General features: G+C 42.2%; 15 protein-coding genes and 1 pseudogene. 9 read left to right on the top strand and 7 right to left on the bottom strand.

What is annotated here, in order from left to right; all coding sequences use genetic code 11:
• Positions 1-20: 20 nt before the first annotated feature.
• The 3 genes from NBH15_RS18140 to NBH15_RS18130 form a co-directional block, all read right to left on the bottom strand.
• Complete coding sequence (locus NBH15_RS18140; RefSeq protein WP_250823236.1) at positions 21-1,880, bottom strand: RagB/SusD family nutrient uptake outer membrane protein; 1,860 nt, start codon at positions 1,878-1,880, stop codon at positions 21-23.
• A 15-nt stretch (positions 1,881-1,895) separates the two neighbouring features.
• Complete coding sequence (locus tag NBH15_RS18135; RefSeq protein ID WP_250823235.1) at positions 1,896-5,207, bottom strand: TonB-dependent receptor; 3,312 nt, start codon at positions 5,205-5,207, stop codon at positions 1,896-1,898.
• A 263-nt stretch (positions 5,208-5,470) separates the two neighbouring features.
• On the bottom strand, positions 5,471-6,358 hold the full coding sequence (locus tag NBH15_RS18130) for a FecR family protein (RefSeq protein ID WP_250823234.1): 888 nt from the start codon (positions 6,356-6,358) through the stop codon (positions 5,471-5,473).
• A gap of 323 nt (positions 6,359-6,681) precedes the next feature.
• Between NBH15_RS18130 and NBH15_RS18125 the strand changes: the two genes are divergently transcribed.
• On the top strand, positions 6,682-7,236 hold the full coding sequence (locus NBH15_RS18125) for an RNA polymerase sigma-70 factor (RefSeq protein WP_250823233.1): 555 nt from the start codon (positions 6,682-6,684) through the stop codon (positions 7,234-7,236).
• A 4-nt stretch (positions 7,237-7,240) separates the two neighbouring features.
• Entirely contained in the window at positions 7,241-9,238 is a 1,998-nt protein-coding gene (locus NBH15_RS18120) for a hypothetical protein (protein ID WP_250823232.1), read from the top strand.
• Positions 9,239-9,251: 13 nt separating this feature from the next.
• Here the strand turns inward: NBH15_RS18120 and NBH15_RS18115 are convergent, their stop codons facing one another.
• The 3 genes from NBH15_RS18115 to NBH15_RS18105 are packed head-to-tail and all read right to left on the bottom strand — an operon-like array spanning position 9,252 to position 11,316.
• A complete protein-coding gene (locus NBH15_RS18115) occupies positions 9,252-9,833 on the bottom strand; it encodes a hypothetical protein (RefSeq protein WP_244050961.1) in 582 nt (193 codons plus the stop codon).
• The gene (locus tag NBH15_RS18110) at positions 9,830-10,936 is read right to left on the bottom strand and encodes a DUF4934 domain-containing protein (RefSeq protein ID WP_244050960.1); all 1,107 of its coding nucleotides are present in this window, start codon (positions 10,934-10,936) and stop codon (positions 9,830-9,832) included. Before NBH15_RS18110 ends, NBH15_RS18115 begins: the two co-directional genes overlap by 4 nt.
• An 11-nt stretch (positions 10,937-10,947) precedes the next feature.
• Positions 10,948-11,316 carry an NVEALA domain-containing protein gene (locus NBH15_RS18105; RefSeq protein WP_250823231.1) on the bottom strand — a complete coding sequence of 123 codons (369 nt, stop codon included), beginning with the start codon at positions 11,314-11,316 and terminating at the stop codon, positions 10,948-10,950.
• A gap of 335 nt (positions 11,317-11,651) precedes the next feature.
• Between NBH15_RS18105 and NBH15_RS18100 the strand changes: the two genes are divergently transcribed.
• The 5 genes from NBH15_RS18100 to NBH15_RS18080 all read left to right on the top strand — a co-directional run bounded on the left by NBH15_RS18100 (position 11,652) and on the right by NBH15_RS18080 (position 16,604).
• The gene (locus tag NBH15_RS18100) at positions 11,652-12,131 is read left to right on the top strand and encodes a hypothetical protein (RefSeq protein ID WP_250823230.1); all 480 of its coding nucleotides are present in this window, start codon (positions 11,652-11,654) and stop codon (positions 12,129-12,131) included.
• A gap of 366 nt (positions 12,132-12,497) precedes the next feature.
• Positions 12,498-12,965 carry a hypothetical protein gene (locus NBH15_RS18095; protein WP_128134294.1) on the top strand — a complete coding sequence of 156 codons (468 nt, stop codon included), beginning with the start codon at positions 12,498-12,500 and terminating at the stop codon, positions 12,963-12,965.
• A 15-nt stretch (positions 12,966-12,980) separates the two neighbouring features.
• Positions 12,981-14,384 carry a replicative DNA helicase gene (locus NBH15_RS18090; RefSeq protein ID WP_250823229.1) on the top strand — a complete coding sequence of 468 codons (1,404 nt, stop codon included), beginning with the start codon at positions 12,981-12,983 and terminating at the stop codon, positions 14,382-14,384.
• A gap of 167 nt (positions 14,385-14,551) precedes the next feature.
• Positions 14,552-16,009: a CHC2 zinc finger domain-containing protein gene (locus tag NBH15_RS18085; RefSeq protein WP_250823228.1), complete on the top strand. Its 1,458-nt coding sequence runs from the start codon at positions 14,552-14,554 to the stop codon at positions 16,007-16,009.
• A 139-nt stretch (positions 16,010-16,148) separates the two neighbouring features.
• Positions 16,149-16,604 carry an HU family DNA-binding protein gene (locus NBH15_RS18080; protein WP_250823227.1) on the top strand — a complete coding sequence of 152 codons (456 nt, stop codon included), beginning with the start codon at positions 16,149-16,151 and terminating at the stop codon, positions 16,602-16,604.
• Here NBH15_RS18080 and NBH15_RS18075 read toward each other — a convergent pair whose 3' ends face one another.
• Entirely contained in the window at positions 16,605-16,832 is a 228-nt protein-coding gene (locus tag NBH15_RS18075; RefSeq protein ID WP_010802715.1) for a DUF4248 domain-containing protein, read from the bottom strand.
• Between the two features lie 95 nt (positions 16,833-16,927).
• Here NBH15_RS18075 and NBH15_RS18070 point away from each other — a divergent pair.
• Together NBH15_RS18070 and NBH15_RS18065 are read left to right on the top strand one after the other, a co-directional pair.
• A pseudogene (locus NBH15_RS18070) lies at positions 16,928-17,365 on the top strand (glucosaminidase domain-containing protein); the annotation flags it as partial.
• 107 nt (positions 17,366-17,472) lie between these two features.
• Positions 17,473-17,802 (top strand): hypothetical protein, encoded by a 330-nt coding sequence (locus tag NBH15_RS18065; RefSeq protein ID WP_250823226.1) that lies wholly within the window; start codon positions 17,473-17,475, stop codon positions 17,800-17,802.
• Positions 17,803-17,805 lie beyond the last annotated feature (3 nt).

Below are 17,805 nucleotides of genomic sequence, written 5' to 3'. Positions count from 1 at the left end.
TATTAATGATTAATCATCGATTACCAACCTGGATTCTGAGGGCCTAAGTTCGGGTTACGGTCGATCTGCCCTTGCGGGATAGGAAGCAGATAGCGACGGTCTTCACGGAACTCGCGGATATCGTTATCACCATGTGTAACTTTGCCGACATAGAAAGACTTGCGGTCGTTCGTGATTTCGATATAAGTCGGTATTTCCGTAAATCCGGCAATCTTACCACCCGGAGCTACCCCATTGTTGGCATAACCACCGTGTTTACCCCAACGCAGCAATGTCCAATAATAATCATTCTCCATCGGCAGTTCACAACGACGTTCCTGCTTATAGAACTTCCAAGCCTCTTCCAAACTGTTCACCTGTTTAGCAGGCAGTTTACCATGAACAGTACGGGTCTGATTACAAATAGCGACCGCATCCGCATAGTTACCTTCACCCATGCCAGCCAACCATAAGATAGCTTCAGCCTTATTCAGTAAAACGCGTCCGTAACGAGTCACCACGTAGTGATAATCAGTCGGTGTACCTGCCAACACACGAGGTTGTACATTGTAAACCCCCTTCTTCCAGTAATAATTAGTCAATCCCATGTGAGGACCTAATCCACCATTCACCTTACGCCACAGGTTACCATTTACAGTAAGTTGAATATCTTCATTCCACCAAGTACATCCATCATACACAAACGTATCGTAGAAACGGGCATCACGGTTGTTATACATGATTTCGTTCATCAACTTATCCCCTTTCACGTTACCATAAAACAAAACCTCAGCCTTTTCCTGTTCGATCGCCCAGTCCGGAGCCGCCCCTTGAACAAGTGTAACATTATTTTTAAATTGAGATGATTCATTCCAGGCAGCACCTTGTCCCGTCGTCTCGTCAATCACTTCATAACAATCTACAAGATTTTGAGTCGGAGCCCACCATAACCAACCGATAAAAGGCTGGCCGCCATTTGTCTTAAACAACGGGCCGCAACCATTCTTGATCAAATTGTCATTATTCGTATTCGGCATCACATTTTGCAATGTGGAAATATAATCGGTATTTGTATTTGCCTTGTCACGGTAAATAGCAAAAATGATCTCATTCGAATAACGGTCATTTTCGTTGAATATATTCCCGAAACTAGTAGCCAATGAAGCCCCTTCGACAGCATCAGCAGCTGTGATAGCCGCTTTCAACCATTCTTTTTTCTTATTGGCATCCGTTTCGTAAGCAGCTGCCTGCAAAGCGATTTCCGATTTGAATGCATTAGCCATATTGCGAGACAATTCGCCTGCTTTTACACTTGTCGGAAGATCCGGGATAGCTGCATCCAGGTCGTTCAGGATATAGGTATAACTTTCAGTCGTATTCTTCGTGGTAGGCATCATCAAGCCGTTGCTAGCCGTATCGGCCGGAGCCAACACACGGTCTACCCATACAAAACGTCCTATGGTACGAGCCTGTTGATAATAAGTCAGAGCACGTAACAATTTACCTTTTGCAACCAACTCTTTTGATTCAGCCTCCGAAAGTCCCTGACCTGTATATTCTGCCGCTTTTTCAATGATCAAGTTACAACGACGGATCGTACCGAAATTGCCGAATCCGCCCGAATTATCATACCGGTCCATCGTTTCACGAACAAATCCTATTCCACCATTAGAATGGACTGCATTGGAAGTATATTGTTCCCAAGTAGTCTGGTTCCCGTCCACATAACCATACATCACACTACTCATCGTTCCTGTAACAAAAGCATCAGCCGTTGATTTAGATCCCCAAACAGTTGCTTCATCATAACTTTCAAACGGCTCGGTATCTAATACATTACAAGACATCATCCCGAATAAAAATATCAGGAAAGCCAATGATACTATATTTGTTAATTTCATAAGTATTATTTTTTATTAAAATCCTAGATTCAAACTAATAGAATACACACGTTGCATCGGATAATCATAATTATTCGTACTACCATTTTCCGGGTCAAAACCATATTTCGTAGCAGGAGAAATAGTAAACAAGTTCTGTCCGCTTAACATGACTTGGCATTTATAAAGCCACTTCACGTTTTTCAGCAATACAGTACGAAAATCATAACCTATTTGAAGTGATTTCAAACGAATATAACGGCCATTCACTAACCAAAAGTCAGACTGCACATAGTTGTTATTTCCATTCACATTCGAATTCATGGCGATTCTTGGATATTTGGCATCTCGATTATCTGGCATCCAGTAATCCAACTGATAAGGATAAACGACCGTGTAACCACCGGTTGATTGTCCACGCACTACATCTTCAATATACATATCACGCGATGTAGCTCCTTGGAACAATATATTGGCAGAAAAACCTTTGTAAGACAGATTGGCATATATACCATAGTTACCACGAGGGAAGTTGTTTTTACCAATACGCCACTGGTCGGCACCATCAATAAATCCATCCCCATTCATATCCTTATAAATAATATCTCCGGCAACCAAATTACTGGAACCATCACGACGAGGTAAGTTCAACGCCTGATCCGAATTTTGATAGAACCCTAAATTGGTATATCCGACACCCCAATATCCCGTCTGCTGTGTTCTTCTTTTGTACGGGTTCTTTTGGTCAGCCAAATCTTCATCCCATGCGGTAGCCACCAATTGGTCGAAATAGGTAAAATTAGCACCTACTTCATAATTAAAATCTCCGAAATGGTCTTTCCAAGAGAGGTTGAACTCATAACCGGCACGACGATGTTCGCCATTCGATTTCACTTTCGGAAGCGACAAGCCCAACGGATCGGTATATCCCACATTAGAAGGAGAAGTCAAATAACCGGTTGTCTTCATGTAGAAATAGTCAAAACTACCAGCCAAACGTTCTCCCAATGTATTAAAATCAAAACCTAAATCCAATGAGTTTGATGTATACCATGTTATATCGTCACTAATTAATGCCCCTTCACTAAATGTCGGGACTATTTTACCATCCAATACGTATCCTCGTTCATTCAACCCATAAGAAGTCAAATAACTGAACCGACTAATATTGTCCATACCTACCTGGCCATAACTTGCACGAAGTTTAAAGAAATTCAATATATTACGTTCTTTCAAAGGTTGGAAGAAACTTTCTTCTGACACAGCCCATGCAGCTGAACCTGCAAAGAAATTACCCCAACGGCGGTCTTTCGGGAATAAGTCACTACCATCATGGCGCAGTGAACCTTCTATATAATATTTCTTTTTATAATTATAAGAAGCCCTGGCAACCAAACCGGCACGTCCGGCTTCTTCCTCCCTACCTCCATTTTCCATCGTATCAGAAGGACCGGCTCCCATTTGGTCGATCATGAAAATATAATTTTTACGTGTAGCATCAAAAGCTCTATAAAAACTATAGCTCTGTTCGTATCCCAGTGTAGCAGAAACATTATGTGTCTCATCCAAAAAAGAACGGTTGTAATCAGCGAAATACTGCGTAGTCCACATGCGTGCATAATCCGTCGAATAATTCAAACTAACCGGAAAGTCCGGTCCCTTATTCCCTTCCAAATCATATTGGGGCGCAGTCTTATTCCATGTTTTACTATCATACATGCCATAACGGTAATTACCGCCAACTTTCAATTTCAATCCTTCAACGCCATAGACATCCCATTCTGCATTGAAAAGCCCGGTAATCATCTTACTGTCAAATTTCGTATAACCTGATTCAGGCGAAACTTCTGCCAACGGGTTGTCATAACCCACATAAATCTGTCCATCTTGATTACGATCCAATGACATCGGTCCTTGATTCTGTATATGCCCCCAAGTCTGCCAATATCCCGAAGAATATTGAGAACGCGGTGAACGCATGGTGGAAATATAACCATCCAACCCAAAAGTCAGTTTCAATCCTAAATCTTTAAACTCAGACACATCGTTCATACGGACATTGTATCTCTTAAACCATTCCGTATCGGCCTTATACATAGATTTCTGGTTATATGCCTGGAAAGAGATATAATACTTATTAAAATCAGAACCTCCGCGTACAGCTAAAGAATGCTTTGTTTCAGGAGTAAAATTACGAAGCATAATCTTTTGCCAGTCTACATTCGGATAATTATACGGATCAGAGCCTGTACGATATTTCTCTACTTCCTCTTCCGTCCAACGAGGTTCCAAACCATACAAATCACGCACGGTGTTATCAAACACGGCACGTTCATAAGAGTTCAGCTTCTTTTCCAAGTAAGTAGGTTCACTCCAGTTCTGGTTGAAACTATAATCGACGTGAAGCCCTTTCAACCCGTTTTTCGTTTTCACGACCAATACACCATTTCCGGCACGTGCACCATATACGGCAGCAGCTGCAGCATCTTTCAAAACAGACATCGACTCAATATCGTCAGAATTCAGGTTCACGAAGTCGTTATAGTCTGAAACAAACCCGTCAATAACCACAATGGGTTGTCCGCCACCACGGATAGAGACTGTTGACTTCTTATTCAGACCACCCCCGGCAGAGGTAACGATCAAACCGGCAGCACGACCCGCCAACGCATCCGTCACATTCGCAACCGGGACGTTCTTTATTTTATCGGTATTGACCGTAGAAACCGCGGATGTAAGGTTGCGTTTGGAATTTTTACCATAACCGACAACGATAACTTCCTCCAGTGCCTTGGAATCTTCCTTCAAGGTAATATTAAGAGTCCGTTTTTTCCCTACTACCACCTCTTGTGAAGTATAGCCGATAAATGAAATAACCAATACCGGATCCTTATATCCTTCCAAGTCCAAAGTGAACTTACCATCCATGTCGGTCGTTGTACCTACACCCTCTTCATTTTTAACCAAGACATTGGCACCAATGACCGGCTCCCCGAATTCATCGAGAATCTGTCCGGTAACCACCGTTTTCGATTCCTGTTGGATTTCGGCTTTTTTAAACAAGGCAATATGCCTGTCCGTTATTTTATAACCCAATGACTTATTTCGTAATAAGACATCCAGAATTTCTGATATCGTTTTATTTTCTAAATCGATTGAAACTTTTTCGTCCAGATTTATTTCATTCTGTTTATAAACGAAAGTAAACTCAGATTGGCTTTCGATAGCCTTAATTACCTCCAGGACAGTCCCGTTCATATCGAGGTTCAGTTTTGTAACCTGCGAATACGAAGAAGCTGCCGTCGCTCCCCAGATACTCAGGAAAAAGAACAATATGGAAAATCTCATAATAACAAAGATTCGATTCTGTGTTTTTTGAGGAATATTAATCCCCAGCAAAGCCTTTTTATAGCTCTGTAACACTCTGATTAAATGTTTATTCATACATTTGCAAACTCTAAATGATTATTTACTAAGGCAGTTGGTAGCTGCCGTGTTAATTAAATGATCTATGCGTAAGCATCAAATTGGGAATGTTGGTAGCATTCCCAATTTCTTTCTAATTTTTTTAAGTACTATTCATGGCTTATACTTTTAAGGTTATACAATATCTACTCAATAAAAACATCTTTATCTTTAATGGTATATCTATATTTCATTGAAATCTGAAGGACCGATAAAATCTCTTCCAACGACTCGCCATGCGTAAAGCGGGCCGTCAGACAAACATCTTCCAACGACCTATCCTTCAGATGAACTTTCACATTGAAAGAGTGTTCCAGCACCTGGATTATTTGTCCGAATGTACTATTTTCAAATACATAGTCACCCGTAACCCATGAAGCATAAAAAGATGTTTGGACCGACTGAACTTCTATTTCTCCACTTTGCCTACTATATACAGCCTGTTCACCCGGGACCAATACCCGGTCGGGGACTAAACTTTTATTGCTATTTTTATATAAAGCGACCGAACCTTCCAATAGGGTCGTTTCAATGACATCAGACTGTTTTTGTGCCAACACATTAAATGCAGTGCCTAACACCTGTACCGACATTCCATCCATATTTACATGAAACGGACGGTGTTGATCTTTGGTAACTTTAAAAAAGGCTTCACCAATCAACTCTACAGACCTGTTTTTATCATCAAATGATTCCGGATAACGTATCCACGAATCTCCATTCAACCATACTTCTGTACTATCCGGCAGTAATATATGGGCTTTCGACCCCGCCAATGCAGTCATTTCTAAATAAGAAAGAGGTTTCGAGCGAAAATTATCCCAAATATAAAAAGAAGAAACACACAATAAGGCTATACAAGCTACAGCTGAAATATATTTCCAAATTGGAGAAACGCCTGTTCTCCGTCCGGGCATTCCGATACGGTTCCACAACTCATCATAAACCCTATCCACATCAACCTCCAACTGCTTAAAGCGAATACGATTTACACAATCTTTATGCTTTCCTTTATATCCTTCTTTCAAACTCATTGTTATCCATTTTGTTTTTATAGATGACAATGAGAGAGAAAAACCCTAATGCAGCACCAACGATATTAACATTGATTAACTTTAATATGCCGTAGTTCATGTAGAACTATGGCGTTTATAGCCAGTTATTCCCTTAAAATCCTTTTTCCAAAAAGAAAAGTTTTAAATAAGCAGGTAATGTTGATACTTCTTATACACTTTAATACGGTTTTATTATCATTTTTATTTAGATATTATGTAAATAAATACTATTTTTACAACGGAAAAGCATTAGTTCTACATGAACTATTAACTATTTATCAAAGAGAGGTCATAACAAGAAGATGGATACCCTATCAAATAAACAAGAAAACAAATTGGTTTTCAAGATCATGCAAGGAGACGAAAAGGCCTTTCGCCAGCTTTTTAATATGTATTACCCCCAATTATACCATATAGCCATCTACTATCTATCCTCCAAGGAATCAGCAGAAGAAGTTGTATCTGACGTTTTCTACACAATTTGGAATAGAAAAGAGACACTCCATAAAATAGAAAATATAGAAAGTTATCTCTACATCTCTACCAAAAACCAAGCTTTACATTATATAAGAAGATCTACTATTCCTGATTGTTCACCCTTAGACTTATATAATATAGAGTTGATTGCAGACAATACCAACCCGGAATCGACCCTGCTGGATCAAGAATTACAGGAATTGATACAAAAAGCCATCAACTCCCTGCCAAGAAAATGTAGGGAAGTATTCAGATTATACCTTTCCGACAAACTCAAGCAAAAAGATATAGCCCTCTTGTTAAACATATCACCAAAAACAGTGGAAGCCCATATTGCTACCGCTTACAAGAAAATACATGACTATCTGAAATTACATTAATTTTATGAAGTACTATATATTCATTCCTTTCTTTTTTCATTTACTATTCTTTTCTTGTTCCAGCCTTTCAGAAAAGAAGTTAGAAGAATGTATCGCTAATGCCGGAAACAATAAACCTGAAATCCTGACTGTTTTAAAACATTATAAAGACAGTACACTCAAACTAGAAGCTGCCAGATTTCTATTAGAAAATATGCCTGGTCACTATGCTATCGACTCTAACCTCATCAATCATCTGAAACCTTATTATATAAAACATAGAGCTATTTCCGAAAAGTACCACTGGGATGTATATAATCACCAATGGATCCACTCGATTGATAGCCTTCGAGACAGTTACTCGTCTGATTTTTTCCACGAATCTCAACATACGGTCCAAGCAGATATAGAGAACATTAAGGCAAACTGGTTAATAAAACAAATAGAACTTGCATTTGATGCTTGGCAAACAAATTCATACACCCAAAACATTTCTTTCAAGGAATTTTGCGAATACATTTTACCATACAGGACACAAGACGGATTAATATTGGACAATGCAAGAGAGGTGTTTTTCTATCGGCACCGTAACTTTTTTAATGATTCTTCAATTCACTTCCAAGAAAGAATAGATTCCTTATTGTCAAAATATCAAACAATCAATCATAGCAATTTTGCAGCCATTAACACTCCGATCTATTCTATTTCCACTCTGGAACTCATAAAACGAGGTCTTTGCGAACATAAATGCTGGTTCAACGCAACTCTACTAACAACAATGGGTATACCGACCGTTATCGATTTTGTCCCAGCATGGGGAAACAGAAATAGCGGACATTCATGGAACGCAATCGTATTAAACGGAGAAACATACCCCTTCGAACCTTTTTGGGATGAAGATCCTTGGAAATACAAAAATCTTTATAATAATAAAACATTCGATTTAAAATGGGGTAAATTCCGACTCCCCAAAATATACAGACATACTTATTCATATCACCTCGAAGGACCTGCTTTCGATAACGAAGTAAATCCGTCCGACATACCTTCTATTTTTAAAAATCCCAATATAATAGATGTTTCTTCATCTTACTTTGAAACAGTTGATATTAATATAAAACTACCATACAAAAGTTCCGAGAAGATACGATACTGTTATCTCTGTGTATATGGTAATGGGAACTGGCAACCTATACAATGGGGAAAGATTCAAAATAAAAAGGTTTCCTTCAAAAGTATGGGAAAAGATATTGTTTATCTGCCGGCTTATTTCATTAACGGTAAAATTATTGCTGCATCCAATCCCTTTTATCTTAACGGAAAAGGAGAAATGACAACCCTAAAAACAGAAAAAACAACAACAAATTTAACATTAGCAACTACGAATAGCCTAGTTGACATTGCAACTAGGAAAAAGAATATAAATTACTTATCAGGCACTTACTTATTAGGGAAAATAGAAAATCGACCCAATCAATATGATACACTTTTCCATTTTTCAGATACTATAGATAATTGGCAGAACAATATACATCTGAATATTCTCCAAAAATATCGTTACATCCACCTATTATCCAACCAAGATACACTTGCATTAAACGAAATCATATTCTATGAAAAAAATAAAGATTCTATTCAACCGATAAACAATATTCATGTTTCAGGCAGTTTCCACCCCATTGACTCAACAAATCCTATCAACTATCTAATTGATAATTTATCAACAACAGGCTCCTGTGGAAAATTAACAAAAAACAAAACCATATGTTTTGATCTAGGAAAACCCTGTCTACTTTCAAGTATCCAATATTACCCTTACGTTCCAAGTACTCTAAAAAAAGATGCCAAATACGAACTATTCTATTGGAATAATAGATGGAAATCTGGAGGAGTACAAAAGTGTAACGGTCAATATATCACATTCAAAAATATTCCTCAAGGAACTTTATATAGGTTAAAAGAAGAATCTAGTAAAAACGAAAGAATATTTACATGGGAAAATGGGTTAATTTACTGGAGGTAATATAAAAACATAATTAATCAGACAATTCATCTTTCAATATTTGATGAAATATATCATATATATCTGCGTTTTGTAATGGACTACCAACCATAATAACTTCATTTCTTTCATTTAACAAAAAAGTATGCAACATTGTATTTGACGGCAAATGAGAATTATTCACTGAAAATACATTCGCTTTATCTATAAATACCGGATAATAGAAAGTATTTGTTTTAAGCATAAACTCAACCATATCCAATTCTTCTCGTTTAGGTGCGAAAATAAAATAATATTTCATTTTCGCACCATATATATTCGTCGTACTTATTATCCTATTCCATAAATACAACTCATTCAATGCACAAGGAGAACAAACTGTTGAATCGGTATAAATAATCAACTTCATTTTACTGTCATCAAAATTTTCCAAAACAGTATCCTTACCATTCATCAAACACTCCATATTACCCAAAGGCAATTGCACAGGACTTGATTGCATCAATTCTAAATCCTTATTCAATGCTTTTTTATTGCCACAAGACAAAATTGAAAACATAATCAAAGATGATAAAAATACCCATTTACCCATTGTTACATTTTTTATTCCCATCATTTAACATGGCTTATAACAAGAACCGGATTTGAATCCGACGTTATATCCGGAAACTGTTTTTGGAGCGCTGTAAAAGAGAGGATAAAACCCGGATAAAGGACACCAATAAAAGAATTATTCCCGCAAAACTGAGACTTCACATACATATCAATATCATCGACAATTTCGCTTTCTTCTGTTACCAGCCAATGTTTTCCTGTATTCTTATCATAAAATACCAACATATTTTTCTTCATGTCTGTTACCGTCAACGACATCAAGGATTCTGTCTCCACATAATCATTTTTCGTATAAACAAGCCCTTTATGTTTATCAAAATCCAACACAGGTTCAGACCGGAGATCTTCAGGTATGACCCGATCCGTCTTTATCTTATATTTCACCGACATGGAATTTGCCGTGATATGATAAATACGGTCAAAATCCTCCGTGCCCATCAAACCGACCGTGGCATCATCAATCCGGCGAAAATACTTCGGATAAAGCCCTCCATAAAGAAATTTATCGTCTATGGTTACCAACTGTTCCTTGAATCTTCCTTCCTTATCGGCCCGCCACACCCCCCGGCGATTACCCTTCATAAAATCGGGTGTATAAAACAGATATTCGCCATTATCCAATACCGCAAAATCTCGTATGATATCATCAACCTGGATACTCCTTAAATAAGTACCCTCCTTGGAATAGACCTGTATACGTTTCGATGAATTATCGTAAAGGCTTATTTCTTCATTTGATGGATTGACATCAAATCCTTGAAGCGTTATATATTCGGTTGGTCCGGGACCCTTTTGAGAGATACTATTAAGTATATGGCCGGTTTCATCCATTACATAAAGCATGTTTTGTTGGCTATCCAATATATAATAGCGATGATTATGATATCTGATATCCCCTATCATGCCGATTAACACATCATCCGAACGGATGGGGAAATAAGTAACTGAATCAAACACTTCCGACAGGACAAGAGGAGTGTTTTCACCTCCTCCCTCAAAACCTGCCTCTAAGATAATTGTGCCAGCATCTTCCTTTACATCTTTCGTGCCACTACAAGCAGTAAATAAAAATAGGACAAATAATAATATTGTTGATTTTCCCATTACAACCCATTTTATTCATCATGTGAATTTCTCACCACTCTCCTTGCACATTCAGAATTCTCTAACAGGAAATTACAGGCATCCATATCCGTTCCATTTACACAACAGATCATTGATTTCCAATTACCTGACACAAACACTGATGGCTTTTCAGAAACAGCCAATCCACCAGATACATCTGAATTATACCAGACTGTAGCCGACTTAAAGTTTTTGTAAAAACCCTTTCCAAGTTCACCACTTGCAAGAGCTTCCAAATTTTTCTTCATCAAAGAAGAAGAGTTAACTATTCCTGACTGTTGAGAAAACTGATAACCATTTAATATAGCTACACCAACTAATGTCACTAAGGACATAACAACTTTCAATTTCGCATTCATGATATATTGATTTTTTAATTCATTTATAAAGAGGACTTATTCATACAAAACCCTTACTTAGGTTATTTTAATTAACATTGTTTAAGACACACCTACATGAGATATGAAAACAATCTTGACATCTTTCTCCCGATTTCTTTTTTTCCTAAAAATCCCCTATATTTACCAAAACATCTTTTTAACCCTCCGGCATGGTTCCTTCCCCATCCGTCCGGCACAGGTATGCCACCGCGATGAAACAAGCAACCTAAGGTAACGGCACAAGCATGCCATTCCGCCGAGACAAGAATCACAAATAAACAGAACCAACCACTCTCCCGACAATATAAAATAGAATGAAGAAAAGAAAAATAATCAAACGAAGAAACATACAAGCATTCAAATCCTACTTAATATTTTTAGAAGCACACAACGACCGCAACGAATTGTTGCACGAAACAGCCGAGTTCTTGCTCGAGAATAAATCGTTGACGAAACGCGAAAAGGCATTCAAACACCACTTCTTCGCCCTCTATGCACTCGAACTGGCAGGGGCTTGCGGATGCAGCGAAGTGTTACCCGACCATTTGCGCATTGACAATCCGGCGAAGACACAGTTTCTGATCGAACTAATGAGCGCACTGCGGCGGTACGGGATATTAGGCAACATGACCATCAAACAATTGGCCAGGATACTGAGCTGCATCCTTTGTTCGGAATACAGCACGGATAGCATGGCAAATCGACTGAAGGAAGTCCATCCGGATTATGAGTTTGTGCACAATGCCATTAAACAACTGATAACCGACATGAAAAAAAAAGATTCTGCCAAATAAAAATACTCACCCCGGGAGAGTGGTTTGTCCGTTTTAAACTCCATTTTTGCACAACCCTATATCATCCATATCACATAACCTGCTGTAAAAAAGCTATTAAGACCAGCAAAAACAAGGAAGACGTTCTTCTACCAACGACTCGTATCTTTACTGAAAAATTAGAAAAACATCTTACTCTCTTATATATATTCTTATATAATAATGAAAAGGCGTCTCAAAAAGTGTCTTAAACCTGTCTCACCGGGACTTTTTTATTCTTATAAGAAGCTGAAAAGCAGATATATAGAAAGAGAAAAGGCCGTCCAGAAACTGTCTTAAAGCGTGTCTACTAATATTTGTTAACAGTAATTTTAAAATAACAGACTTATGCAAAACATTGACAATCCAAAACAAAACCTGTTTCGATGGGGATTTCTCAAAGTTCCTAACGCCATCCTGAGCAAAAAGTATGCCGACACGCCATACTCCCGAATGTACGGAGAATTATATACCTGCCTCTTGTACCATGCCAATCGACACGACGAAGAAAATACCGTCAACTCGTACACAATCTACGGCAAACGGGGCGAATGGATCACAACCTACCGCACTATCGAAGAGAAAACACAAATCTCACGCTCACGGCTTAAAACGTTGTTGGACAACATGGAGGCAGATGGTGTGATCTCTGTCCGACGGATGCGATATTTCACCATCATCACCATTACCGGCTACGATGACTGGATGAAGGTACCCACCGCCGGCAGCAATCCACCACCGGCAACACCTGCTCGGCAGCACCTGCCGGAACATCGCAAAGAGAATTTCAGACCGATTTACCAACGTTTCACTTAAATACAAACATCGATCATGACAAAAGAAACAATCAACAAACAACAACTACCCTCTCCCCTTGATGCTTACCCCGCAACAGTAGAAATGGAACGCGCCGTCGTCCTGGCCATCCTCGTGCAAGGCGATGCCATCGCCGACGTGGCCGAACGACTGCTACCCGACATGTTCACCCACCCCGATTACCGCCTAGTTTATCGCGCCATGACAGCCCTCTATGACCGCGAGGCAGACATCGACATGCTGAGCATCGAAAACGAAATGCGCCTGCTCGAACCCGAACAGACTGAAAAACTCGGCGGGCTGGGATTCATTGCCGACCATCTGCTGACGGTGCGCAATGCCTCGCACATCCGTACCTATGCCGCTGCCGTGGTGCGCTGCTGGGTACTACGTCGCCTGTGTGCCGACATGAAAGAACATGCGATCCAAGCACATGAACCGACAGTCGACGTAGTGTCGCTGCTCGGCAAAGTGCACAAGGGGGTACAGAAGCTGGAAGATTTCTTTGCCGTCAGCAGCACCACGCACGCTGCCGGCGAAGTGAGCCGCCGCATCCTTGACCTGATTTACGACGAGCAAGCCCAACGGGCCAAGGGCGAAATGCAGCAACTGACGACAGGCATCGATGAATTTGATCGCCATCTGGGTGGGCTCTTTCGAGGCGAACTGTTGGTGCTGGCAGGCCGTCCCTCGATGGGAAAAACGGCATTGGCACTGCATACGGCACTAGCGGTGGCACGCAAAGGGAAACGGGTATGCTTCTTCAGCCTCGAGATGACGGAACGCCAGTTGGTGAGCCGCCTGCTCTGCATGCTGAGTGGAGTGGAACCGGACAAGCTCCGTTTCAAACAACTGGAGGCTACCGACCGGGAAAAACTGGAACGGGCAGCCGAAGAACTGGAACAACTGCCGCTGTTCATGAACTATTGCAGCGGCTGCACCTTCGAAGAGATCCGGGCGAAGACGATGGCGTTGCACCGACGCACACCACTCGACCTGATCATCGTGGATTACCTCAACTTGATACAGGTAAACCCGGCCGGACGAGGCGAGGTACGCGACACAATGGATCTGGCACTGGGGGACGTATGCCGCAAACTGAAGAACCTGATCATGGAGGCAAACGTAGCGGGTATCGTGCTGGCGCAGCTGAACCGTAACTGTGAATCGCGCACCGACCATGTCCCGGTAATGAGCGACCTACGCAACTCAGGCGAGATCGAGCAGATAGCCGACAGCATCGCGTTCGTATACCGGCCGGAGCAATACCGAGAATATTACGATAAACAGACGAAAGAAGATATGCGAGGCGTGGGGCAACTCTTCGTCGCCAAAAATCGCAACGGAGCGACAGGCGAAGTACGCTTCCGCTACAACAACAGTTTGACACAGATTCTGCCTTACAAGAGGAACGCCTAAAAACAAAAAAGGTCTATTCTCTCGAACTGACCTCTTCATAAACCTTAACTATGAAAAAATTTACGTTTTTGATTTCGCTAAATTTTTCTTGGTATAAAGATATGGTATATTTATTGAAGTACCAAATAAAAAAATTTTTTTTAACAATCATATAAAAATATACTGACATGAACACCGAACAATTGAAAGCCGCCAACCCGATAGAGCAGGTGGCGGCACGTTATACGACCCTATACCGGGCAGGTAGCAATTACAAAATACTATGCCCCTTCCACGACGACCATCATCCCTCGCTCATGCTCCACGTAGGCAAGCAGTTCTTCAAATGCCATGCTTGTGGGGCAGGCGGTGATGTGATCAAGCTGGTGATGGGATTGGAAAAGTGCAGTTTTACCAAAGCAGTAAGCATTATGAGCAGTAAAACTGTAACACCCCCCCTACCCCCTCCCTTATCCCCTGACAAAAAGAGAAAGGATACTCCCGACACTAAATCGTCCCTTTCTCAAAATCACCAATTCAAAAACTTGCTTTTGCCCTACGCCTCCGGCCACTCGGAACTGTCACCCACCTGGCTCGGCTTCGAGGTCGGGCTGGCACCGGCTTTCGTGCCTGATGCCTTCAAAGCGATGCGAAACCGCCTCATCTTCCCAATTTACGACGAGAAAGGGTTACTGACAGGGTTCGGCGCACGCCGAATCGACAACGTCCCCCTTGACACGGCACACACCCAGTCTCCCAAATACATCAATTCGGCCAACAACGGACTGTTCGACAAAAGCCGGACCTTGTACGGAATCCACCGGGCGACGGAGGCAATCCGTCGGGAAGGTTTCGCATTTGTGGTGGAAGGTTATAAGGATGTGCTTGCCATGCACGCCGCCGGATTCTGCAACACGGTAGGGCTGTGCGGTACGGCGCTGGCCGACGGGCAGGCCGACATCCTTTCGCGCCATACCACCCGTCTTCTTCTCCTGCTCGACGGTGACCGCCCCGGACAGGATGCCGCTGAAAAGATCGCCACCGAACGGAAACGACTATTCTGCATACACTGTACCTCCATCCCCGGTGGCGAAGATCCCGACGAGTTGTTCCGACGCTTGGGGAAAGCAAGATTCCGCACCTATCTGCACCATCTAACGGCAACAAGCAGCTTAGCGGCACGCCGCTTGTTGGGCTATTGTATCCGACATCCGGCGATGGCATCTTTGCTCGAACAGATGCTCGAAGCGGACGACATGCGGTTTGCCGATAGCGATTACACTGATTTACTGCATTGCCTGGCCTTACAAGAGGAAGTTCCGGAAGAGTTGGAAGTGTTTGCCAGTTATCTGGAATCGTTACTGCCGGACTTATTTCCACCCCTACCCGACCTGCCGGGCGTGCCGAAAGAGATGACGGAAGAAGGTACACGGGTTGTACCCGAAGTCATGCTCCGGACACTCGTCACAGAGTATTACGAAGAAAAAATCATCAGTGAAGCCCGCCAATTGTGTCGGCAGGTACAATCGCATTCGACGGAACACCGCCCTACCCTCTTACACAACCTCCATAAACAACTCAACCGCCTCTCGCAAGTCACCTGCGAAGCAAAACGGACAGTGGCTGTGGATGAAAGATGGTTTTGACGGACAGAATCCAAACAACCACATACCTTCGCAAACCTCCGCCGACAATCGCAAACGGCCCATCTTTGCCGTGTCGTAGCTTTGTATCGTAATCATACAACAAACAACAAAGTTATTCACCATTAAAACTTATCTGATTATGGCAGTAAAGTATCGTTTGGTCCTGAAAAAGGACATGAGTAAAAATGCGGCAGAAGGTAGCAAACTATTTTATGCAGTAAGCAGCTCGACGGGCATGTGCGACACCAACCAGTTGTGTGAAATCATCGCCGACCGCTCGGCGGCTACTCCGGGCGATGTGAAACTGGTGCTTGACGGGGTAATCCATGTACTGAAACAAAAATTGCCGGAAGGGCAGACCGTACAGGTTGGCGACCTGGGCTATTTCCAAGCCTCGCTGGGTAGCCAAGGGGCAACAACGGAAAAAGAATTTTCTGCTAACCTGATCAAACGCCGCCGCATCCTGTTCCGCCCCGGCAAACTGCTAGTACAGCTTTCCGAAAACTTCAAGACGGAACGTTATGCCTCCGGCACAACGTCCGGCACAACGTCCGGCGAAAGCGGAAGCGGAAGCGACAGACCGGAGATCGAGTAGTCAAGGGACCCCCAGGTGATCGACTATGCAAGCCACTTGCTTGGGGGTCAACACCTTCCTTCCAGGTTTCCATCCGCAGTCTCTCAACCGGGAAGTCAATTCACTACTCAATTTGATCCAGCGGCGCAGCTGCACGGAAGCACATTCGGGCTTGCTGCCGGGGAAGTACAACAGGGCTAGCTCCTGATACCCCCACACACGTTCGAATTTCTCTTTTTCGTCAGTCATAACTCTTCGTCTTACTTGTTTAACAATGTATAAAGATATGCATTTACAAGTTAATAATCAAGGAATAATAAACTTAATTACATCCCCAAAAGATCATGACAAAACAAAATTTTATCAGCCTCTATCTTGCCGACGCCGATGTAGCCGGTAGCAAATACCGCATTAACCCGGTCATTATCCTGGCACAAGCCGCCATCGAATCGGGCTGGGGCGAGAGCGTGCTTGCCAAAGAACACAACAACCTGTTCGGCATCACCGGCTATGGCAAGAAAAACGAATATTGGCACGGTGGCAAGGTGGAACTGAAAGAGGGCGGACTTTGTTTCCGCAAATACCGCTCGACACGTGAAAGCATTTTCGACTTCGCCCGCCTGATCCGTACCGCCTATCCCACAGCTGCCAACGTGAGCCATAAACCGGCATCGTATGCTTCCGAGATCGCTTACAGCCGTTATATCAGCGAAGTAAACGGCGACAACCGGGCGGCCTACCGCAAAATGCTGTGTAGCATCTCCACCAGTCTCCAACGGTTGATCGACCTGTACAGGACTAAACAATTCGACCAGAAATTCAACAACCCGGCAACCGGAAAACCGACTGTCAGGAACTTATTCAACACCCCTCAAATCCCCTAAAACGTATGTCAACACTCAAAATCATTTTCGATTTCCTCCTTTCCGTCGTGAAGGTTATCTTTCCCGGAAAACGCAACGGGAGGCACTGCCACCCGAATCACACCGTTCCTCACCCTCATCGCCCTAACCGCCCTACTCCTGAAGGAGACGGAAGTGGCTCTGGCAGCGGTGGGAGCAATCCTGTCGATGGTAAAGCCAGAGAAGCAAAAGACAGTACCGACGTCATCGAAATCCCTCCGGACGGAGACATCGACGACAGGCTGGCAGGATATACCCTGATTGCCACGGCTATCATCGGTTACCTGTGCAAGGTTTACTTGTCAACAATCACATAAAAA

Origin of the sequence: Parabacteroides caeci (genome assembly GCF_023656795.1) — a bacterium.
GTDB classification, from domain to species: Bacteria; Bacteroidota; Bacteroidia; order Bacteroidales; family Tannerellaceae; genus Parabacteroides; species Parabacteroides segnis.
Note: the sequence above shows the minus strand (reverse complement) of the source record. Positions and strands in the feature narration are given on the sequence as shown.

Bases quoted from the DNA above. Each gene is read 5' to 3' on its own strand.
- NBH15_RS18140 (WP_250823236.1), bottom strand. From the start codon at position 1,880: ATGAAATTAACAAATATAGTATCATTGGCTTTCCTGATATTTTTATTC.
- NBH15_RS18135 (WP_250823235.1), bottom strand. From the start codon at position 5,207: ATGAGATTTTCCATATTGTTCTTTTTCCTGAGTATCTGGGGAGCGACG.
- NBH15_RS18130 (WP_250823234.1), bottom strand. From the start codon at position 6,358: ATGAGTTTGAAAGAAGGATATAAAGGAAAGCATAAAGATTGTGTAAAT.
- NBH15_RS18125 (WP_250823233.1), top strand. From the start codon at position 6,682: ATGGATACCCTATCAAATAAACAAGAAAACAAATTGGTTTTCAAGATC.
- NBH15_RS18120 (WP_250823232.1), top strand. From the start codon at position 7,241: ATGAAGTACTATATATTCATTCCTTTCTTTTTTCATTTACTATTCTTT.
- NBH15_RS18115 (WP_244050961.1), bottom strand. From the start codon at position 9,833: ATGATGGGAATAAAAAATGTAACAATGGGTAAATGGGTATTTTTATCA.
- NBH15_RS18110 (WP_244050960.1), bottom strand. From the start codon at position 10,936: ATGGGAAAATCAACAATATTATTATTTGTCCTATTTTTATTTACTGCT.
- NBH15_RS18105 (WP_250823231.1), bottom strand. From the start codon at position 11,316: ATGAATGCGAAATTGAAAGTTGTTATGTCCTTAGTGACATTAGTTGGT.
- NBH15_RS18100 (WP_250823230.1), top strand. From the start codon at position 11,652: ATGAAGAAAAGAAAAATAATCAAACGAAGAAACATACAAGCATTCAAA.
- NBH15_RS18095 (WP_128134294.1), top strand. From the start codon at position 12,498: ATGCAAAACATTGACAATCCAAAACAAAACCTGTTTCGATGGGGATTT.
- NBH15_RS18090 (WP_250823229.1), top strand. From the start codon at position 12,981: ATGACAAAAGAAACAATCAACAAACAACAACTACCCTCTCCCCTTGAT.
- NBH15_RS18085 (WP_250823228.1), top strand. From the start codon at position 14,552: ATGAACACCGAACAATTGAAAGCCGCCAACCCGATAGAGCAGGTGGCG.
- NBH15_RS18080 (WP_250823227.1), top strand. From the start codon at position 16,149: ATGGCAGTAAAGTATCGTTTGGTCCTGAAAAAGGACATGAGTAAAAAT.
- NBH15_RS18075 (WP_010802715.1), bottom strand. From the start codon at position 16,832: ATGACTGACGAAAAAGAGAAATTCGAACGTGTGTGGGGGTATCAGGAG.
- NBH15_RS18065 (WP_250823226.1), top strand. From the start codon at position 17,473: ATGTCAACACTCAAAATCATTTTCGATTTCCTCCTTTCCGTCGTGAAG.